The organism is Legionella bononiensis (assembly GCF_016786215.1).
In the GTDB taxonomy this organism is placed as follows: domain Bacteria; phylum Pseudomonadota; class Gammaproteobacteria; order Legionellales; family Legionellaceae; genus Legionella; species Legionella bononiensis.
Genome location: NZ_JADOBG010000021.1, coordinates 219,063 through 237,965 on the forward strand (window position 1 = coordinate 219,063; position 18,903 = coordinate 237,965).

Here is an 18,903-nt window from a genome sequence, read left to right on the forward strand (position 1 = left end):
GCTCAAATTATGTTGGTCAGTCGGACTATACAGTCCTTATTATAAAGCAGTAACCTCAATGGTTTAATTAATGCCCATCCCGCTAAATGTAGCAGTTACAGCAGTTCCACCAGTAGGTGTAAAAGTTAATGTACACGTTGCCGTAGCGCCTGCTGCTATTGGGGCTGGAGTTATTGCGTATAACCCACCGTTAGTAGGCATGCCACCAGCCAATACCCCCCATGTATTGCAATTAGTTACAGCAATTCCTTTCGCACTATTGGCGGTTCGTGCAGCAAAATTAACCGACATGGCAGACGATAACCCTCCTGCAACACCATTAACTGCTGCTTGAGCAGCATCAGATTTTAAGTCAATATAAAGAGGTACTGCTACCACGGATAAAATACCCAAAATTACAATAACCATTACTAATTCAATCAGGGTAAAGCCTTTGTTCAAGTTCATCAGTCACTCCCATATAAAACACGTACAGATCACATCGTTTTGACACTCAAAATCGAGGCAATGCATCCATTTGATTAACTCTCAAGTCCATAATTAAGTATAGACCAGGATTTATAGTGAACACAAACTCTATTTATAAAATCAATAAAGCTAAGTAATTGACTAATAGACAATTTTTATCAGATATACAATAAATCATTACCTGATTATCCAAAATGCTCAATCCACGATATAAAATTGTGGATGAACGTACGTGTATGTTACTAACAACCGGCCGTATTTATTGCAATCACCGGTGCTACACCTGCAGCTGTTGATGCAGTATAAGTAACACTGCACGTAGCAGGAGTTGGCGCACCAGCCGCTTGCCATGTTGCAGTAGTAGCAGTTTGAGTCAAAGTAAAACCAGGTACCGGTACATAAGATATCGCAACGTTGATACCTCCAGCAGCTGATGCTGGATATTTATGGAGCAAATTTACTGTAGTTCCATCCATAATAATAGAGGGTTGAGAATCAAGGTAATTATTTACTATAACGGCTGAATGAGTTATTTGACTGGCTGAAGCCACTGAACCAAAAATACCATTTATAGCTGAAATCCGTGCTTGAGTAGTAAAATCATAGTACTTGGGAATTGCCACTGCAGCTAATATTCCTAGTAGTATAATGACAATAATTAATTCGATAAGAGTAAAACCACGCTGCTTCACCATTATACTCCCCCAAAAAGTGTAAATAAGTACTGTTTTCTCATCCCTAACAACTTACCACTCATGACAACCCCATAGACGCATATCCTGACACCATCTATAAGAACTCACTGTAAATTCAACTATACCCTTATTACAGTATAGATCAACTACAATTTGATGGTCATTTTTTGACCAAAAATATCGTTTACCACGTACTTTATAGGTCAGTTGATGAAGAACAGGATTATATTGCCAATATCCACTTTCCTGTAGTTCCGGTGACGCGAATCCTGATGCCTGAAGAATAAAATCAGGTTCATTCAGATAGGAGCAATCAGGATTAGTCTGCTTCAACAGTATGCTTTTTGAATGAACCAGGTTTGTTATCATGTTGAGATTCATACTTACGGTTGTTTTTTCTACCGTGGCTTCGAGCAGTTCAAAATAACTTAATAGTGTGCCCGCCAAAATGGCAATCAAACAAAGAACGATTGCAAGATGCACTCGAGATAATTGGTAGGATCTTCCTAAGTTAATCATCGTTTCTGTATCAAACTGGCCATGCTCCACATTGGTAAAAGTACACCAAGAGCAAGGATTAATACCATTCCCGCCATCACAACCAGTAAAATAGGCTCAATAGCGTCGCTTAATCGGACAATGTCATAATTGATTTCCCTCTGATAATATTCTGCTACTTCATCTAATAACTCGTCAATTGTTCCACTTTCTTCACCAAGGCTAATCATCTGTATAATTAAAGGCGGAAATAGCTCTGTTTGAGTGATGGCAGCAGATATAGTATTGCCCCGAACGATTAAATCGGTAACCGACTTGATTTTATTTGCGACATAGAGATTTCCCGTTGAAGCACCAACCATTTGAATGCCCTCTACAGCAGGAATACCAGCTCGTAAAACCAATGCAAGCAGACGTGCGAAACGAGCAAGAAGAATACGATGGATCAACCAGCCTATGATTGGAATTTTCAGTTGCAATCGGCCCCAGAAGATAGCCCCTGAATCCGTTTTTAGATAAGCACGAATCCCCAATATAGTGAGTACAGCAAAACCAATCATTAAATACCAATAACTCAATATAAAATTGGAACTGGCCATTAGAATACGCGTTGGTAATGGCAACTGACTTTGGAAACTGGCATACAGCTTTGCAAATGATGGAATAACAAAGACGTTAATGATGAGTAACGCAACCACTATCGCGACGATCACCATGGTTGGATAACGTAAGGCAGTTTTTACCTTTTTGGTAATGTCTACTTCAAGTTCAAGATAATCTGCAAGATGTAAGAAAATCCTGTCCAGATTTCCCGTATTTTCCCCCACAATAATCAAATTTAGAAAAAAGTCGGAAAATATATTAGGAAATTGTGCCATGGCAACATGAAGTGATGTGCCTTTATTTAAAGTGTGTAGAATTTGAATCAAAGCTTCAGATAAGGTTGTGTTATGAGTTGTTTCAGACAGTCGCTCTACTGATGTAGCTAGAGGAATTCCCGCATGAAGCAATGAATACATCTGTCTGCAAAACATATGGAGTTCAGAATGAGGAACTTTAGAATCAAACCACTTAACTTTTTGTTTGGTGGGAGTTGAGCTAGTAGCCGTTGAGGAGGAAATATCAATAGGAATAAGGTTATCAGCTATTAGTTGATTTGCCAGTTCTTCCGGACTCGAAGCGTTACGCTGTCCAGATATTGATTTACCATTTTGGTCACGAGCCGTGTAAGTATATTGCGGCATTCCCTATTCCACATAAACGGATTGTTTTATTCAATCCTCAAAATTTGCCTTCTCTTGATATAATATCAATCAAATGGGAATAAATGGCAAGAACTGCTGCCAATAATGACGTACAATTCACCCTAATGAATAGTAAGTGTTCACTATGTTTCACACTATGTTATACTTGAAATTAATTAAAACAAAATAGTGTGAACTGTGTTAAATCAAACTGATAAACATCCAAAATCATTACGTATATTTTTTGCTACAGAAATGTGGGAACGATACGGCTTTTACGTGGTGCAGTCATTATTAGCATTGTATCTGGCCTTTCATTTTAAATGGCAGGATAAACAAATTTATGCTTTGGTTGGTTCTTTTACGGCACTTACCTACCTCTCACCTTTAGTTGGCGGATGGATCGCTGACAAACTGATTGGTCAAAAAAGAGCTACATTATTAGGAGCATTCGTTTTATTTTTGAGTTATTGTCTTTTATCAATTCTGGATAATAACCTTGCACTGACCTCATCCCTGGCTGGTATCGCTGTTGGAACCGGTTTATTGAAGCCGAATATTTCATCACTTCTAGGCAATGAATACCCTGTAGGTTCACCGAGAAGGGAAAGCGGGTTCACCATTTTTTATATGGGAATAACAACCGGTATTATTTTAGGTACTACCTTACCAAGCCAGTTAACTGAACTGTTTGGTTGGTCAGGCTCTTTTATCAGCGCCGCAATAGGAATGATTATTGCCTTTATGGTTTTTCTGTACGGCGTCCACCAATATAAAATAAAAGACTATAATCCTTTTGTTTTTGAATTAAAAAATATTGTGCTTGCAGTCATCTTAATGACTGGGTTATGGGCTTTATCGTTTTATATCCTGAATTATCCCAAACTGGCGAATTTAATGTTTGGTTTAGTTGTATTATTTTCTGCCGTATATATTTTATACTCTGTAAATCGTGAAGACTCAAATCAAGCGCGTCAAACATTGGTCATTGGCTTACTGTGCATTATATCAGTGATGTTTTGGGCTTTTTATTTCCAAATGTTCATGTCATTGACTCTCTTTATTTCCCGAGTAGTGCAACCCACTTTATATGGTATTCAATTCCCACCGCCCTATTACATTACAATACAAAGTATCGGGATGCTCATTATTGGCTATTTTTTAGCTAAAAAACATCATCATCTTAATCTGATTGAGCGCGGATTAAGTACCGGAAAAAAATTCGTGCTGGCCATGATCTTCATGACTATAGCCTATTCCATTATTGCCATGGTAAGCACCTTTAGTAATAAAGCCGTTTTATTATCACCACTTCTTATTATTCCAGCTTATTTAATGATTTCGTTGGCTGAACTGTTCCTTTCCCCGGTAGGTTTATCAGCAATAACCGTTCTTGCAGATAAAAATAAAGTAAGCACGATGATAGGTATATTTTTCGTGTCTCTTGGAATCGGTGGGTTTCTGTCTGGAAAATTAGCGTCCTTAACGGCCATTCCTCCAGGTGAAACGAATATCGCCGTACTTAAATCGCTGTATTCCGCAGCATTTACTCAACAATTAAGCATCCTGTTTATGGCTACTCTGGGATGTCTGGTTCTGTTTGCAGTCATAAAATTTTTGTTAACTCATATTCAGGTTTCAGAATAATGAAGATTAACCCTTTTTATATAGACCATTTGCTGATATCATTTGGCGCTTTTTGATGGAAGATTAACACACCTATGTCTGATCAGAACCTTATGTTAAATACCTTATTAAAATCACTCGAAGACATCCAGGCAATAGATGTCAAAGTGATTGATGTTCATAAACAAACAACCATTACTGACTATATGATTATTGCATCTGGTCGCGCATCACGTCATGTAAAAGCCATAGCTCAAAAAGTAATGGACGATATGAAGATAGCTGGCTTACCTGCACTCAGTTCTACTGGACTGGAAAGTGGTGACTGGGCTTTAATTGATTTTGGAGACTTCATCCTTCATGTAATGCAGGCTGAGAGCAGACAATTTTATAATCTTGAAGGATTGTGGGAAGAGCAACCAGGGTCCTAAACACGATATGTTAAAAATTACGGTCATTACCCTGGGTAATAAAATGCCTGACTGGGTAGTTAAAGGCTCAAATGATTACATCAAACGATTCAAAGAGGGTATTCAGTTAAAAGTTATTGAAATCCCTCTGATTAGTCGGAGCAAGTCATCTGATCTATCACGAATCATGGAAAAAGAATCCGCCCTGATCCGTGAAGCATTACCTAATGGTGCACGTATTATTGCTCTGGATATTGAAGGTAAAAGCTTCAGTAGCGAAGAATTAGCCATAAAAATTACCCAGTTACAACAGATCTCCAGCCATGTTTGTTTCATCATTGGTGGTCCTGAAGGAATTTCAAGTGAGATCATGCAGCTCAGCGATGAACGTTGGTCCTTATCCAAACTAACGCTCCCTCATCCAATGGTTCGAATTATTTTATTGGAAACCTTATATCGAGCCTGGACTATTATTAATAACCATCCATATCATAAATAGGGATTGGTAAATAAATCCATTTTAAGTTACTATCAACACCTTGTGTTTGTACCCTAAACTTTACTGTGTGCGATGCCTCTGAATCAGTCGTTCAAAAATTATCGAGCAGAATCACAAAATCAGCGTTTCAGGCTTAATTTATTAGTAGCTATATTAATCATATTGTCATTAATATTGGTTCTTAGATTGGCTTATCTGCAAATATCGGAATTCAAACGCTATCAAACCCTGTCTTTAAAAAATCAAATGAGTATTATTCCTATAGCGCCACCCAGAGGCGTGATTCTTGACCGTAATGGGGTATTACTGGCAGAGAACGTTCCCGTTTATGTACTCGAAATAATTCCAGAGCATGTGAGTAACATGAAAAAAACTCTGGCTAAACTTCGTGAGTTACTCCCTTCTATCACTGATGATGATGTAGAAACATTTAATCGCGCGCGATCACAAAACCGCTCATTTGTTCCCATTCCAATCAAGCTCAAGTTAAGCCAGGAAGAAGTAGCTGTTTTCGCAATCAATCAATACCACTTTAAAGGAGTGAGTATCAAAGCTCGATTAATGCGCCATTATCCACTGGGTGAAATGACAGCTCATGCATTAGGTTATGTAGGCAGAATCAATATTGACGAACTAAAGAAAGTGGATCCTACCAACTACCGAGCAACCAATTTCATCGGTAAAGCAGGTGTAGAAAAATATTATGAAGACATACTTCATGGCAAAGTAGGCTACCAAATGACTGAAACTGATGTCAGTGGGCGTACACTTCGAGTCATCAACAAAGTGAATCCTCATTCAGGTGCCAAACTCTACCTCAGCCTTGATGTGAGATTGCAGGAGGCTGCCTATAACGCGCTTAAAGATAAACGCGGCGCTGTAGTCGTCATTAATTCTCACAATGGTGAAATATTGGCCATGGTGAGCTCGCCCAGTTTTGATCCCAATATCTTTGTCGGTGGGGTCAGCACAAAGGATTATAAAATTTTGTCCAATGCCCTACAAAGACCTCTATTTAATCGAGCGGTACGCGGAGTATATCCTCCAGCCTCGACGATTAAACCATTTGTAGGATTGGCTGGTTTGGATAAAGGGTTCGTGACTACAGCCACTGAAATCTGGGATCCAGGTAAATTCAAACTGCCTACAGCCAGTCATGTATACCGTGATTGGAAAAAAACAGGACATGGTGTTATTAACTTTAAACGAGCGATTACTGTATCCTGTGATACCTATTTCTATCAACTCGGCCATAAAATGGGAATAGCCAATATAGAAGACATGTTGGTTAAATTTGGCTTGGGTCAATTAACCCATGTAGATCTCCATGAAGAAGCCAATGGAATCATTCCCAGTGCACGCTGGAAAAAGCAAACTAAAGGTGTTTCCTGGTACCCCGGTGATACGTTAATCTCCGCAATTGGACAAGGGTTCATGTTAGCAACTCCTTTACAAATGGCTAATGCAACAGCCTCATTAAGCCAGCATGGACAAAGATTCAGACCTCATTTACTGACTAAAACAGTCAATAGTGATAACGGTGAAATTGATGAATACAAACCCGTTGAGGAATACCCTGTCTATCTTAAAGATGAATCCAATTGGGACGTGGTTGCCGAAGCCATGCATAATGTATTGACCAGTAACGAAGGAACTGGATATCGATTTGGCCGCAATCCACCGTACCCTGTTGCCGGAAAAACTGGAACAGCGCAAGTATTCAGCGGAAGACAATATGAAAAAACAAAATATGAAGACATCCCGGAAGCACTTCGGGATAATTCGTTATTTATAGCCTTTACCCCCGTGGACAAACCGGACATAGCTATTGCGGTGGTAGTAGAAAATGATGTCATTGCATCAACAGTAGCTCGTAAAGTCCTGGACGCCTATTACCAAATACATCCAATTAAAGTGAATCCATGAACAGACATCATTCTAAACCCGTATATCGATTTACAGCAAAAGCTTTGCATATGGATTTTCCATTGCTGGGTTTGTTACTGACTTTAATTACCTTTGGACTGTTAATACTCTATAGCGCTTCCAATGCGAATATGGGCATGATTTTGCGTCAGTCCATGAGACTCATAATCGCCACTTTGATTATGCTGGTTCTCGGCTTTATTCCCCCTCATAAGTACAAGATCTGGACTCCATGGATCTATGGAATTGGTTTAGGGCTTCTCCTGGCTGTAATGTTAATGGGTAAAATTGGTAAAGGAGCACAGCGTTGGCTCGAATTGGGTCTGTTCCGCTTCCAACCTTCTGAGATAATGAAACTTGCTGTTCCCATGATGGCAGCCTGGTACTTTGACCGACAAGCTCATCCCGGAAGTATCCGATCGATATCTGTTGCCTCAATAATCATTTTTATTCCCGCACTGTTAATCGCCAAACAACCAGATTTGGGGACAGCGATCATGGTAGCTGCAGCAGGCTTATGTGTGGTATTTCTCGCTGGAATTCGTTTTAAATTTATTTTATTACTTGTCGTACTGATGGGCTTGGCAGTTCCTGTGGTATGGCATGTAATGCATGACTATCAAAAGCAACGTGTTTATACCCTTCTTGATCCGGAACAGGATCCACTTGGTTCAGGTTATCATATTATCCAATCAAAAATAGCTATCGGCTCTGGTGGTCTAATGGGCAAAGGCTGGTTGGAAGGCAGCCAGTCACATCTGAATTTTTTACCAGAGCATGCGACAGACTTTATCTTTGCTGTAAGTGGTGAAGAGTTTGGATTTGCAGGAGGGTTTGCGATTATCGCACTCATAGTTTTGATTTCTCTTAGAAGCTTGAATATCGCCAGCAATGCCCAAACTACATTTACCCGTTTGCTTGCGGCCAGTCTCGCCATGTCCTTCTTTTTATCAGGTTTTGTTAATATCGGCATGGTCATGGGAATCATTCCTGTCGTAGGCATCCCTCTTCCTCTGGTCAGTTATGGTGGTACCGCAATGGTAACCTTTTTAGCCAGTTTTGGGATATTAATGTCAATCAGCTCACATCGGATTTTATTCAACAGCTTGAATTAATCGAATCAGCAAATCGATTCATAACCTAATTCGAACCTTGGTGAAAAGTCAGATTTGAGTGCAGGTTGGGTGAAAAAATCTCTAAAAAAGCGCAGCATAGATGGCTATGTGAGCATTTTTTAGAGAGCTTTTCGCCCAAGATGCGCCAAATATGGCTTTTCCTTGAGCTGTGATGAATAGTTACAGTCAAAGCAACGCGGCAACAGGCGCATAGCTTCGTCTATGAATAGTGCATGGACCCAGGCGAATCAAAGCCTCTCTGTGCGCAACTGTTGGATAACCTTTATGACCAGCAAAGCCATATCCGGGGTATATTTTATCAAGTTCTTCCATTTCCTCGTCACGTAATACCTTAGCCAAAATAGAGGCGGCGCTAATCGCGGGAATCAAACTGTCTCCCTGCACAATCGCTTTACACGGCATACTGATTCTTGGAATATGTATGCCATCCACCAGAACGGCTTCTGGTTGAATCGGTAAGGCTTCTATAGCACGCTGCATTGCCAGTAAGGTAGCATGATGTATATTTAATTCATCAATTTCTTCTACTTCAGCACGCCCATAAGCAAAAGCTAAAGCCTTTTCCTGAATTTGTAACGACAACAGCTTTCGTTTTTTCTCACTCAGTTTCTTTGAATCAGCCAGCCCCTCAATAGGTTCTTTTAAAATTACAGCCGCGGTAATTACAGCCCCTGCTAAGGGACCACGCCCTACTTCATCCACTCCCGCCAACAACAGTACCTTATCAAAATCCATTGCATTGCTCTCTGCTAATAGTAAGGTGTAAGATAATACCTAGATAAAATTGATTTATCACCTAAGAAATGCGATCATGCGTACAAATAATTATCAAATGATTAGCAATGAGTAAAATTCGATGCGCAGTAATTGGTGTCGGCTATCTAGGTCGATTTCATGCACAAAAATATCAATCAATTCCTAATGCTGAATTAGTTGGTGTTTGTGATGTTAACCCTGATGTAAGTAAAGCAGTAGCACAGGAGCTTAATGTTACTCCGTTTTTTGATTACCGTGATTTATTTGGCAAAGTAGATGCGGTGAATATAGCAGCCACTACAAACAAGCATTTTGAAATTGCAAAAGCCTTTTTAGAGCAAGGCATACATGTATTAGTAGAAAAGCCTATCACTGAAACTGTGGCTCAGGCGGAAGAATTAATTCATATAGCGGCTATTCATAACGCCAAATTACAGGTTGGACATCTGGAGCGATTCAATTCTGCCCGGCTTGCGGTAGATCCTTATCTCGAAATCCCTTTATTTATTGAATCTGAACGTCTGGCTCCATTCAATCCTCGAGGAACAGATGTAAACGTCATACTGGATTTAATGATCCATGATATTGATATTATTCAGAACATGGTAAAAAGCCCAATCACTTCTATTGTTGCCCAGGGCACACCTATTTTAACTAAGGCAATTGATATAGCCAACGCCAGAATCACCTTTGAAAATCATTGCGTCGCCAATGTAACAGCCAGCCGCATCAGTTTTAAAACTGAACGTAAAACACGAATCTTTCAACACAACTCTTATATTTCTATTGATTATCATAAAAAACAATTCGCTGTTTTTAAAAAAGGGAATGGTGAAATGTTTCCCGGAATTCCTGATATTACCAGCGTCTCCCAGGAGTTCGAAAAAGGCGATGCTTTATTGGAAGAAATAAAAGCGTTTATTAACTGTATTGAACAGGACAGTCTTCCATTGGTTACTGGAGAGGAAGGACGGTATGCTCTTGAAACAGCGGAGCAAATAACGGCGCTAATTCATAATAATCTCACTGAACGTTATGCAGAAACCTAAACACATAGTCATTATTGCAGGTGAAGAATCTGGTGATATTCATGCATCCGTTCTGATTAAACAGTTAAAAGCTGCTTATCCTGATATACGCATCAGTGGAATTGGTGGTAAACACATGCAAGAAGCCGGTGCTGAACTGGTATCTGATCTTGCACGTTATGGAGTTACTGGCTTAACAGAGGTTGTTCGCTATTTAAATATAATCCGTAAAGCGTTAAATGCTATTAAAAAACATCTTGAAACGCAAAAGCCTGATTTGTTAATTCTTGTCGATTACCCGGGTTTTAATTTAAGACTAGCCAAGTATGCCAAAAAAGAATTAGGTCTTAAAATACTCTATTATATCAGCCCGCAGATTTGGGCCTGGAAAGCAAATCGCATTCATACAATTAAAGAATGTATTGATAGAATGGCCGTGATTTTGCCTTTTGAAAAATCCATTTATGAAAAAGCAGGTGTACCAGTAAGCTTTGTAGGTCATCCCCTGGTAGAAAAAATGTCTCTAAGTACCGATACACTATCCAGCAGAGCTGCATTGGAACTGCCTATGGAAGCACGTATCTTTGCCTTACTTCCAGGTAGTCGTACCCATGAAATAGAACGTCACATGCCTGTTCTTAGAGACACGGCTAAACTAATACATCAAAAAGACCCCGGCATTCATTTTGTTATCCCAATTGCTGGAACTATTAATGCAGATAAAATTACTTCTTATTTTACTGGATTGAATCTACCCGTGACCTATATTAAAGGAAAAGCTGTCGAATGCATGTCCGCAGCAAACTTTGTAATTGTTGCATCTGGAACCGCTTCACTCGAATGCGCCCTTCTCGAAAAACCCATGTGCATTATCTATAAATCCTCATTCTTAACCTATCACATGGCAATGCTTCTGATTAAAGTTAAATTTCTTGGTCTGTGTAATCTTCTGGTCAACAAAATGATGGTTCCTGAGTTCTTGCAATATGATTGTAACGCTATTGAATTATCTCGATATATTTCTGATTTTCATCACGATCCGATGCAACCGGATAAAATGATAAATCAACTGTCTGCTTTAAAAGAGTCTTTGTCTTTAAAAAAATCCGACTGCTCCTTGTTTGAACTTGTAGACAGTGAATTGTCCTAATAAAATGCATAGTTTTAGTTGGAAAATCTAGATAATCAATTAGCCTTCATGTACAATTAATTTTGCTTTCATTAATACGTGTAAGCAATTGGACTGTATGATTTAATTAATAATAAGGAAGTTAAGATGAATGTCATTGATACACAAGCGACTACTCAAAGCACCAAACAAGAACAAGGTTTACAAGATTTAGTGTACAGTTTGGTCACCCGCTTTCTTGCCGAAAATAAAACAAAATCAATTGATGATCTGTATGACATGATATTGTCAGAAGTTGAGCCACCTTTACTTCAGGCTGTTATGGAAAAACGCCGTGGCAATCAATTGCAAGCTGCTAAGATGTTAGGAATCAGCCGTGGTACAATCAGGAAGAAACTACAACGTTATTTCGGCACCAAGTATTTTCGCTTGACTGACGAATAAGAGATATTTTATTCGCGATAGGCTCGTTAAACGAGCCTTTTTTTTTATTTAAAATATCTGGATAAGAATACAACTCAGTTTGTGCACTCAAAGAGGCATAACGATTTATTTTTCAATTACCCGCAAACTCCTACGTACCGCGGCTTGTCCGCGGTATCCAGAGATCATCTGGTTGTTTAAGCCTTGTCAGCCCGAGAACGAGAGGGATTTTAAGTCTAAAAGTGGCTCTGCGCCCTACTCCCACACTATTCAGGAAGACGTTACCCGGACTTATTGAGAAGTTACGTTATAGTTGAATTTTCATTCAAGACTTATCTTTTTTTTCTAGTTAAGGCATCATGATAATAAGGCATATAATCACAGATAGATGATGGAACATCATAAAACTAATTCTACTGAGTCATTAAACTGGCAAATCCTTGGATGGGGGATTCTTTGTATTCGATTTGTGCAAGGGTGGATTTTTTGGGGAGGTGGATCAAGGCGCTTTATTTATGATCCACAAAAACTTGATCCTTATGCACCGCAATGGATGGCTAATAAATTACAAAGTACGATGCCAGGAGTGTTGTTTGATGCAGGTCATTTGGTTAGTTATTTGTTAGAGCATTTTATTTTATTGTATCTAGCGATTATTGCGTTCAGTTTGATGGAATTGCTCAGTGGTTTGGGGCTGATTTTTGGATTTTTTACCCGTGCCGCAGCAATGGTCACTGTATTTATCAGCGTTGTTTTGATGATTTTGTTTGGCTGGCAGGGTTCAACTTGTCTGGATGAATGGACCATGGCCGTTTCTAATTTATCTATGGGTTTGACTTTATTTCTGACTGGGGGATCTGTTTATTCTATCGATAGCTGGATGACTCAGCGTTACCCCAGTTTGTTGCACAAACGTTGGTTTTTATTTTTGGGAAGCGGTCCATGGTCTTTGGAGACAATGCAAAGAGCAGCACTCGGATGTTTTATATTCACAGTACTTTTTACCGTAGGAACGTATGATTATTATCGTGGATCCGTTTTTTCTCGCTATCATGTGGGTCCAGTAAATCCAGACCGGTTTCATCTGTCTTTAAATGACGGGCAATTAGATGCAAATTCTGTGCGCTTTAAAATGTATGTAGATGGCGGTCCCAGTGTGGTTCCTGTTTATATCATGCGTATTGAATTGTTGGATGGCACTCAAAATATCGTTAGGTCTTGGACTGCATCCCAACTTCGTGCTTTACCCCAAACGGCTATTAAGAATGTATACGCGTACAATCAAGTTAAGGTCGGGATGTATGGCCTGGTTGCTCCTGAAAGTGCAAAAGCAGAAATTAGTTTACTCTTCTCGAAAGGAATAAAACTCCTGCCAGGGCCCTATCAATTACAGATTTATACAGTAGATGGACATCGATGGGATTTGGCATTGCGTCTTTAGCGAGTTGATACTATGAGTCCGCCTATTAGTCACTGCCATTAAGTTAATCCTGAGTAGCCTGTATTAGCGAAGCGTAATAAAGGATCTAAGTGGCTACAAACTCCATTATTTCCCTGTATTACGCTTCGCTAATACAGGCTACGAATATACCAATCCACAATGCCCCTCTTAGTTTGTGAATTACAGGACAGAATCAGTGAATCGTAGTACCAGGGTGTGTTGACAAGTTATCAAATTATTCCCAACGCTCCGCAACCCAGAGATTCATAGCCATTAACGAACATAATGAACTCATCAAGATCGAACTGGATCCTGCGAACAAGTCCTGAGAAATGGTCACAAAACTGAAGCTCTTTATAAGCGCGGTACGTCGATTGTTAATTATAAATCAATTGATTAAGCTCACATGTTGTAACTTCTCAATAAGTCAGGGAAGTTCGTCATCCCGAGTGCAACGAGGGATCTCCAAATCCAGGCACAGTGCCACTTTCCGGAGATCCCTCACTGTGTTCGGGATGACGTTTCCCCGGACTTATTGAGAAGTTACCACATTTTGTGAGGCTCTCTCAGGAACAAGTCGCGGGACGTAGAAACCGGAACTGTCAACACACCCTAATCAAAGTGCATTTTTAATAAGTGAAGGTCTCTCAGGCTCGGAACGAGACCTGAGAGACACAAAAATGTACGCAGCTGCTTAGAGCTAGGATGAAACCAACAACTTATTCACTCGATTAACGAAATCGGCAGGGTTATCCAATTGACCGCCTTCAGCTAAAACAGCCTGTTCAAACAACATAGTTACCCACAACTCAAATTGACTGTCATCTTGAATATCATGCAGACGTGTAATCAATGGATGTTCGGGATTAATCTCGAAAATGGGTTTACTGGTAGGCACTTGCTGACCTGCAGCCTGTAATATCCTTTGCATTTCCAGACCCATATCCTGTTCGTCAGCAATAATGCATGCGGGAGAGTCGGTTAATCTATTGGTAAGCAATACATCTTTCACCCGTTCATTCAAAATGGTTTTAATATGCTTAATTACAGGCTCCAGAGTTTTTTCCTGTTCTTTAATGTGATCGGTTGATTCATCATCATTAAACTCAACTTTCCCTTTTGAAATGGATTGCAGTTTTTTACCGTCAAACTCATTCATATACCCCACAAGCCATTCATCAATTTTATCGCTCAACAACAGTACTTCGATGCCTTTTTTCTTGAATATTTCCAGATGAGGACTGTTTTTCGCTGCATTATAGCTGGATGCAGTAATGTAATAGATTTTATCCTGCCCTTCCTTCATCCGGCCTACATATTCCTCTAGAGTGACTTCTTGTTTCTCTGATCCACTATGAGTTGTGGCAAAACGCAATAACTTGGAAATCGCTTCTTTATTAGCAAAGTCTTCTACAGGCCCCTCTTTAAGAACCAATCCGAATTCATTCCAGAACTTTTGATAGGTTTCCTTATCGTTTGTGCTCATTTTTTCCAACATGGATAAAATACGCTTGGTACAAGCGGCACGGATGCTTTCGACTTGTTTATTATCTTGTAAAATTTCTCGAGATACATTCAACGGTAAATCGCTGGCATCAACGATACCTTTAACAAATCGTAAATATCTGGGTAAAAATTGAGTTGCGTCATCCATAATAAATACGCGTTTAACATAAAGTTTCAATCCATGTTTTACTTCCTGCTGCCATAAATCATAAGGTGCATGGCCAGGTATATATAGTAAAGTAATGTATTCATGTTTCCCTTCTACATGGTTATGAGACCAGGCAAGCGGATCCATATAGTCATGGGAAATATGCTTGTATAGTACTTTATATTCCTCATCACTAATGTCGGACTTTTGCAAAGTCCATAATGCGGTGGCTTTATTTACTGTTTCAAATTCTTTGGATTCTTTGTCCTCTTCAGAGATTTTTTTCATCTCTATAGGCCAGCAAATATGATCTGAATATTTACTGATTATGCTACGAATTCTCCAGTTGCTAAGGAACTCATCGTCTTCATCTTTCAAATGTAAGGTTATCTCTGTACCACGAGATGCTTTTTTCTCAAAGCCAATAGTAAACTCGCCATCACCAGTAGACTCCCAAACAATTCCCTCATCGGCTTTTAAACCAGCGCGTCGACTTTTTACGGTTACTTTATCGGCTACAATAAATGCGGAATAAAAACCTACTCCAAATTGACCAATCAACTGTGAATCTTTGGCATTCTCACCAGTTAACTGACTCATAAATTCTTTAGTACCAGATTTAGCTATAGTACCGAGGTTCTCAACTGCCTCGTCCCAACTCATTCCGATCCCATTATCAGAAATCGTAATGGTTTTAAGTTTTTCATTAACCTGAATTGTAATTTTTAAATCAGAATCGTCTTCAAAAAGTGAACTATTAGAAAGTGCTAAAAATCGTAATTTATCCAAGGCGTCAGATGAATTCGATATTAACTCTCTTAGGAAAATTTCTTTATTACTGTATAATGAATGGACAACCAAATGCAGCATCTGCTTTACTTCGGTTTGAAAACCCATTGTTTGTTGTTTACTAACCATTATCCGATCTCCTGTTACTCATTAACTAAATGATGAGATCCATATAAGGGTAGATTATTGAATTTCAAGGGGTCGAGAGGAATTAATGTGATTTTAATACAATGGAATAAGACATTAACACATTGAAGTTGATCTTAAAATTCAGAATAAGCAACAATTGCACTTCCAATTAACTTTAAGTCTTTCTTGGCAAAATGCCAATGTTCCTTTTCCAATGTGATTAAAATGTCCTTCTCCCTCAGGGAGAAGGTGCCGTCAGGCGGATGAGGGGATCTTAAAACATGTTAATGTTCAATTAAAATACTTAACCCACCCTACAATGGATTAAATGAATGGAGTTAGTTGCTACGTTTCCTTTTGGGGACTATTGTGTGGATTTTGTTTGTATCGAAAAAAGGTTAATAAGTGAGGTAGATGGAGGTCAGCATAATTAGTGTAGGCAAAATGAGTAGGATAATACATAGACAAACTATCATAACAATTTAGACTCTGATGCTTGATCCCCTCATCCGCCTGACGGCACCTTCTCCCTCAGGGAGAAGGACATTCTACTAACATTGGAAAAGTAACAAAGATCATTTTTTCCTAAAAAACTTACGACTAATTGGACACGTTAGATTCCACACGAAATGACCTTCCCACGAAGGGAGAAGGACATTCTAATAACATTTGAAAAGAAACTACGATCTTTTTGCCTAAAAAACTTACTACTAATTGGACGCGTTGTAATCCGGATGACTTGCCTTTGGGTAATTAAGACGTACCAATTCAAGGCACTAAAAATCAAATCCAGCCATAGTTAAGGTTCCTCCTGAATGAATAATCAGAACATTACCTTTCAATCTCTTGTTCTCAATATAATTTCTCGCTGAATGAAATAATTTTGCAGCATAGATGGGATCAGCCAGAATCCCCTCTTCTCGAGCCAATCGTCTGATTTCATGTTTAATTATTTGATTTACAGAACCGAATGATTTCGCTGTATCCGGGTAAAAACAATCGACCTGTGGAGGAATCGGCACCTTCCAATCATTCAGTTTTAATCTAAAGGTTCCTTCATCATCAGCCAATAAAAGTACATGAATCGATGCTTGATGTTTTAGTTCGGTCAACCCTTTAATTAATGCGGCAGCGGAAAAACCCGTACCTGCATCAACAAAAATGTGTTGAAAAATAACACCCGATGCTTGTTCATTATGGATTATATCTGTAGCTATAGTTAACGCCCCATCCATTGCTGCTGCGACACTGGCTCCTTCTGTAAGCACAAAACCGGGTTCTTTAAGTTCAGTAAGGTAGTTATTAGCAAGCTCATCAACATGATGCCAATCTTCTCGACTCACCCAGATAATGTCCTGATCCTCTAAAAATAAACGACTCAATTTAAAATTACCTTGAATTTCTGTATTTCTTGGTTTAATTAAAAATGCAGTACTCTTTAATTGATGTTCTCTGGCTATTTGAAGCGCAGCAAGTAAATTATTGGACTGTGGGCCAGCGATGATGATTAAATGTTTAATCCCTTGATTAATTAAATAAGGCACTAAACTGGAGTATTTACGTATTTTTGATCCACTGATACCACATCCTAATTCATCATCTCTTTTGGCATAACACACTACGCCATCATTTGGAAAATGATTCAATTTATGAATCCGGCTAGCTAAATTCCACATAATGTTCTCGCAACCCATAACAGGTTAATAATTGGAAAAAATAGTTTATTGCTTTAGGGTTTGTTGAAAATTCCGATATCAACCCTCCACGACGTATTCCTGAGAACTCCTAACCTTTTTTATACGACATCCTCGCGAAAGTGGGGATCCATCCTAAAAATTAGCACATTGCCACGGTTTGCATGGATTCCCTCTTTCATGAGGCTAACAACCTTATCAAGGTTGTAAAATAGGATTATTCAATATACATTTTTAAAAGTTAGGAGCTCTCAGGAACACGTCACGAGAGGTTTTTAACTAATTGATGAGTTATCAACTCACCCTGGTACTCTTTTTCTCTGCGAAGGAGTACTAGTGATCTCTAATGAAATCCAAGTGTTGCTCAGATGAGGATTTCTCATTATACCGGTATCCGGAATCAGAAAAATGTTTAATTTGTTCTATAGTATCCACTCTATTGTGCATTAAATACTTCGCCATAAGGCCTCGTGCCTTTTTAGCATAAATCCCGATCATTTTTGTTTCATTATTTTTATGTTCATAAAAATTAATGGTAACAATTGGATATTTTATTTTTTTGAGATCAACGGATTTAAAATATTCAGTTGATGCCAAATTAATAAGAACAGGATTAGCTTGAGCAGCTAATCGTTCATTTAAAGCCTTAGTAATCGGTTCACGCCAAAACTCATAGAGATTAGTACCTTTGGGATTAACTAAATGAACCCCCATTTCAAGTCTGTAAGGCTGAATTCTATCCATGGGTCTTAACAGTCCATAAAGACCCGATAAAATTCCCAAATGAGATTGGGAATACTCTAAATCTTCATTCTTCCAGGTATTTGCTACTAATCCTTGATAGACATCACCTTGAAACAAATATACAGCTGGATAGGAATGCAAGGGAGAAACGTTCTTCAATTGAAACTGTTGGTATCGCTCATAATTCAAAACAGCAAGATCCCTGGATAAATCCATTAATTGCGCAATCTCTTCAATTGACTTGGATTTCATAAGTTTAGCCAGTGTTATGGTGTTCTTGATTAACACGGGATCCGTAGTGTCATCATTATAGGGTTTGGATATCGTTAACATTTTTTTTGCAGGTGACAAAAGGGTAAACATTGGGTATAAACCTGTAATTAGCAATTAAATCGATACGTAATCTATCAGCATTTAGAAAAAACACCAAGTTAGAAATACATATATCTAAGTCACAATTTTCTATAATATTGAATTCCCCAAATATCATACATGTAACGCATTGATTTCAAAACCATGGCATAAGATCCTAAATACAGCCCTTGATGAATCCTTACGCTGTACAATATGCGAATTGTGCAGCGTCACTTTTTGCTTGACATATCTGGATATCG

The 18,903-nt window shown here is 38.9% G+C and carries 18 protein-coding genes; 10 read left to right on the forward strand and 8 right to left on the reverse strand.

The window, feature by feature from the left end:
• Positions 1 to 63: 63 nt before the first annotated feature.
• The 4 genes from IZU94_RS18370 to IZU94_RS13610 form a co-directional block, all read right to left on the reverse strand.
• Positions 64 to 447: a prepilin-type N-terminal cleavage/methylation domain-containing protein gene (locus IZU94_RS18370; protein ID WP_304601710.1), complete on the reverse strand. Its 384-nt coding sequence runs from the start codon at positions 445 to 447 to the stop codon at positions 64 to 66.
• A 263-nt stretch (positions 448 to 710) separates the two neighbouring features.
• Complete coding sequence (locus IZU94_RS13600; protein WP_238400442.1) at positions 711 to 1,163, reverse strand: prepilin-type N-terminal cleavage/methylation domain-containing protein; 453 nt, start codon at positions 1,161 to 1,163, stop codon at positions 711 to 713.
• Between the two features lie 51 nt (positions 1,164 to 1,214).
• Positions 1,215 to 1,682 carry a hypothetical protein gene (locus IZU94_RS13605; protein WP_203111493.1) on the reverse strand — a complete coding sequence of 156 codons (468 nt, stop codon included), beginning with the start codon at positions 1,680 to 1,682 and terminating at the stop codon, positions 1,215 to 1,217.
• Positions 1,679 to 2,905 carry a type II secretion system F family protein gene (locus tag IZU94_RS13610; protein ID WP_203111495.1) on the reverse strand — a complete coding sequence of 409 codons (1,227 nt, stop codon included), beginning with the start codon at positions 2,903 to 2,905 and terminating at the stop codon, positions 1,679 to 1,681. Before IZU94_RS13610 ends, IZU94_RS13605 begins: the two co-directional genes overlap by 4 nt.
• Positions 2,906 to 3,103: 198 nt before the next feature.
• Between IZU94_RS13610 and IZU94_RS13615 the strand changes: the two genes are divergently transcribed.
• The 5 genes from IZU94_RS13615 to rodA all read left to right on the forward strand — a co-directional run bounded on the left by IZU94_RS13615 (position 3,104) and on the right by rodA (position 8,481).
• Entirely contained in the window at positions 3,104 to 4,552 is a 1,449-nt protein-coding gene (locus IZU94_RS13615) for a peptide MFS transporter (protein WP_203111497.1), read from the forward strand.
• 74 nt (positions 4,553 to 4,626) lie between these two features.
• On the forward strand, positions 4,627 to 4,962 hold the full coding sequence (gene rsfS / locus IZU94_RS13620) for a ribosome silencing factor (protein WP_203111506.1): 336 nt from the start codon (positions 4,627 to 4,629) through the stop codon (positions 4,960 to 4,962).
• A gap of 7 nt (positions 4,963 to 4,969) precedes the next feature.
• Complete coding sequence (rlmH, locus tag IZU94_RS13625) at positions 4,970 to 5,440, forward strand: 23S rRNA (pseudouridine(1915)-N(3))-methyltransferase RlmH (RefSeq protein ID WP_203111509.1); 471 nt, start codon at positions 4,970 to 4,972, stop codon at positions 5,438 to 5,440.
• Positions 5,441 to 5,512: 72 nt separating this feature from the next.
• Complete coding sequence (gene mrdA / locus IZU94_RS13630; RefSeq protein ID WP_203111512.1) at positions 5,513 to 7,366, forward strand: penicillin-binding protein 2; 1,854 nt, start codon at positions 5,513 to 5,515, stop codon at positions 7,364 to 7,366.
• A complete protein-coding gene (rodA, locus tag IZU94_RS13635; RefSeq protein WP_058473138.1) occupies positions 7,363 to 8,481 on the forward strand; it encodes a rod shape-determining protein RodA in 1,119 nt (372 codons plus the stop codon). The genes mrdA and rodA overlap by 4 nt, the downstream gene beginning before the upstream one ends.
• Positions 8,482 to 8,667: 186 nt before the next feature.
• Here rodA and rnhB read toward each other — a convergent pair whose 3' ends face one another.
• The gene (rnhB, locus tag IZU94_RS13640; protein ID WP_203111515.1) at positions 8,668 to 9,237 is read right to left on the reverse strand and encodes a ribonuclease HII; all 570 of its coding nucleotides are present in this window, start codon (positions 9,235 to 9,237) and stop codon (positions 8,668 to 8,670) included.
• 107 nt (positions 9,238 to 9,344) lie between these two features.
• Here rnhB and IZU94_RS13645 point away from each other — a divergent pair, with 107 nt between their 5' ends.
• From IZU94_RS13645 to IZU94_RS13660, 4 genes are all read left to right on the forward strand, one after another.
• On the forward strand, positions 9,345 to 10,307 hold the full coding sequence (locus tag IZU94_RS13645; protein ID WP_203111518.1) for a Gfo/Idh/MocA family protein: 963 nt from the start codon (positions 9,345 to 9,347) through the stop codon (positions 10,305 to 10,307).
• Entirely contained in the window at positions 10,294 to 11,436 is a 1,143-nt protein-coding gene (gene lpxB, locus IZU94_RS13650; RefSeq protein WP_203111521.1) for a lipid-A-disaccharide synthase, read from the forward strand. The genes IZU94_RS13645 and lpxB overlap by 14 nt, the downstream gene beginning before the upstream one ends.
• Positions 11,437 to 11,562: 126 nt before the next feature.
• A complete protein-coding gene (locus tag IZU94_RS13655) occupies positions 11,563 to 11,859 on the forward strand; it encodes a helix-turn-helix domain-containing protein (RefSeq protein ID WP_018576869.1) in 297 nt (98 codons plus the stop codon).
• Positions 11,860 to 12,226: 367 nt separating this feature from the next.
• Positions 12,227 to 13,279 carry a TQO small subunit DoxD gene (locus tag IZU94_RS13660; protein WP_203113969.1) on the forward strand — a complete coding sequence of 351 codons (1,053 nt, stop codon included), beginning with the start codon at positions 12,227 to 12,229 and terminating at the stop codon, positions 13,277 to 13,279.
• Between the two features lie 700 nt (positions 13,280 to 13,979).
• Here IZU94_RS13660 and htpG read toward each other — a convergent pair.
• On the reverse strand, positions 13,980 to 15,851 hold the full coding sequence (gene htpG / locus IZU94_RS13665; RefSeq protein WP_203111527.1) for a molecular chaperone HtpG: 1,872 nt from the start codon (positions 15,849 to 15,851) through the stop codon (positions 13,980 to 13,982).
• Between the two features lie 332 nt (positions 15,852 to 16,183).
• Between htpG and IZU94_RS18455 the strand changes: the two genes are divergently transcribed.
• The gene (locus IZU94_RS18455; RefSeq protein WP_203111535.1) at positions 16,184 to 16,285 is read left to right on the forward strand and encodes a DUF559 domain-containing protein; all 102 of its coding nucleotides are present in this window, start codon (positions 16,184 to 16,186) and stop codon (positions 16,283 to 16,285) included.
• A gap of 342 nt (positions 16,286 to 16,627) precedes the next feature.
• On the opposite strand, the gene IZU94_RS13675 is transcribed toward IZU94_RS18455, so the two are convergent.
• The gene (locus IZU94_RS13675; RefSeq protein ID WP_203111538.1) at positions 16,628 to 17,527 is read right to left on the reverse strand and encodes a 1-aminocyclopropane-1-carboxylate deaminase; all 900 of its coding nucleotides are present in this window, start codon (positions 17,525 to 17,527) and stop codon (positions 16,628 to 16,630) included.
• A 351-nt stretch (positions 17,528 to 17,878) separates the two neighbouring features.
• Positions 17,879 to 18,652: a peroxide stress protein YaaA gene (gene yaaA, locus IZU94_RS13680; RefSeq protein WP_203111541.1), complete on the reverse strand. Its 774-nt coding sequence runs from the start codon at positions 18,650 to 18,652 to the stop codon at positions 17,879 to 17,881.
• Between the last annotated feature and the right edge of the window lie 251 nt (positions 18,653 to 18,903).

Coding starts and splice junctions, on each gene's coding strand:
- IZU94_RS18370 (WP_304601710.1), bottom strand. CDS start 447: ATGAACTTGAACAAAGGCTTTACCCTGATTGAATTAGTAATGGTTATT.
- IZU94_RS13600 (WP_238400442.1), bottom strand. CDS start 1,163: ATGGTGAAGCAGCGTGGTTTTACTCTTATCGAATTAATTATTGTCATT.
- IZU94_RS13605 (WP_203111493.1), bottom strand. CDS start 1,682: ATGATTAACTTAGGAAGATCCTACCAATTATCTCGAGTGCATCTTGCA.
- IZU94_RS13610 (WP_203111495.1), bottom strand. CDS start 2,905: ATGCCGCAATATACTTACACGGCTCGTGACCAAAATGGTAAATCAATA.
- rsfS (WP_203111506.1), top strand. CDS start 4,627: ATGTCTGATCAGAACCTTATGTTAAATACCTTATTAAAATCACTCGAA.
- rlmH (WP_203111509.1), top strand. CDS start 4,970: ATGTTAAAAATTACGGTCATTACCCTGGGTAATAAAATGCCTGACTGG.
- mrdA (WP_203111512.1), top strand. CDS start 5,513: ATGCCTCTGAATCAGTCGTTCAAAAATTATCGAGCAGAATCACAAAAT.
- rodA (WP_058473138.1), top strand. CDS start 7,363: ATGAACAGACATCATTCTAAACCCGTATATCGATTTACAGCAAAAGCT.
- rnhB (WP_203111515.1), bottom strand. CDS start 9,237: ATGGATTTTGATAAGGTACTGTTGTTGGCGGGAGTGGATGAAGTAGGG.
- IZU94_RS13645 (WP_203111518.1), top strand. CDS start 9,345: ATGAGTAAAATTCGATGCGCAGTAATTGGTGTCGGCTATCTAGGTCGA.
- lpxB (WP_203111521.1), top strand. CDS start 10,294: ATGCAGAAACCTAAACACATAGTCATTATTGCAGGTGAAGAATCTGGT.
- IZU94_RS13655 (WP_018576869.1), top strand. CDS start 11,563: ATGAATGTCATTGATACACAAGCGACTACTCAAAGCACCAAACAAGAA.
- IZU94_RS13660 (WP_203113969.1), top strand. CDS start 12,227: ATGATGGAACATCATAAAACTAATTCTACTGAGTCATTAAACTGGCAA.
- htpG (WP_203111527.1), bottom strand. CDS start 15,851: ATGGTTAGTAAACAACAAACAATGGGTTTTCAAACCGAAGTAAAGCAG.
- IZU94_RS18455 (WP_203111535.1), top strand. CDS start 16,184: ATGGAGTTAGTTGCTACGTTTCCTTTTGGGGACTATTGTGTGGATTTT.
- IZU94_RS13675 (WP_203111538.1), bottom strand. CDS start 17,527: ATGTGGAATTTAGCTAGCCGGATTCATAAATTGAATCATTTTCCAAAT.
- yaaA (WP_203111541.1), bottom strand. CDS start 18,652: ATGTTTACCCTTTTGTCACCTGCAAAAAAAATGTTAACGATATCCAAA.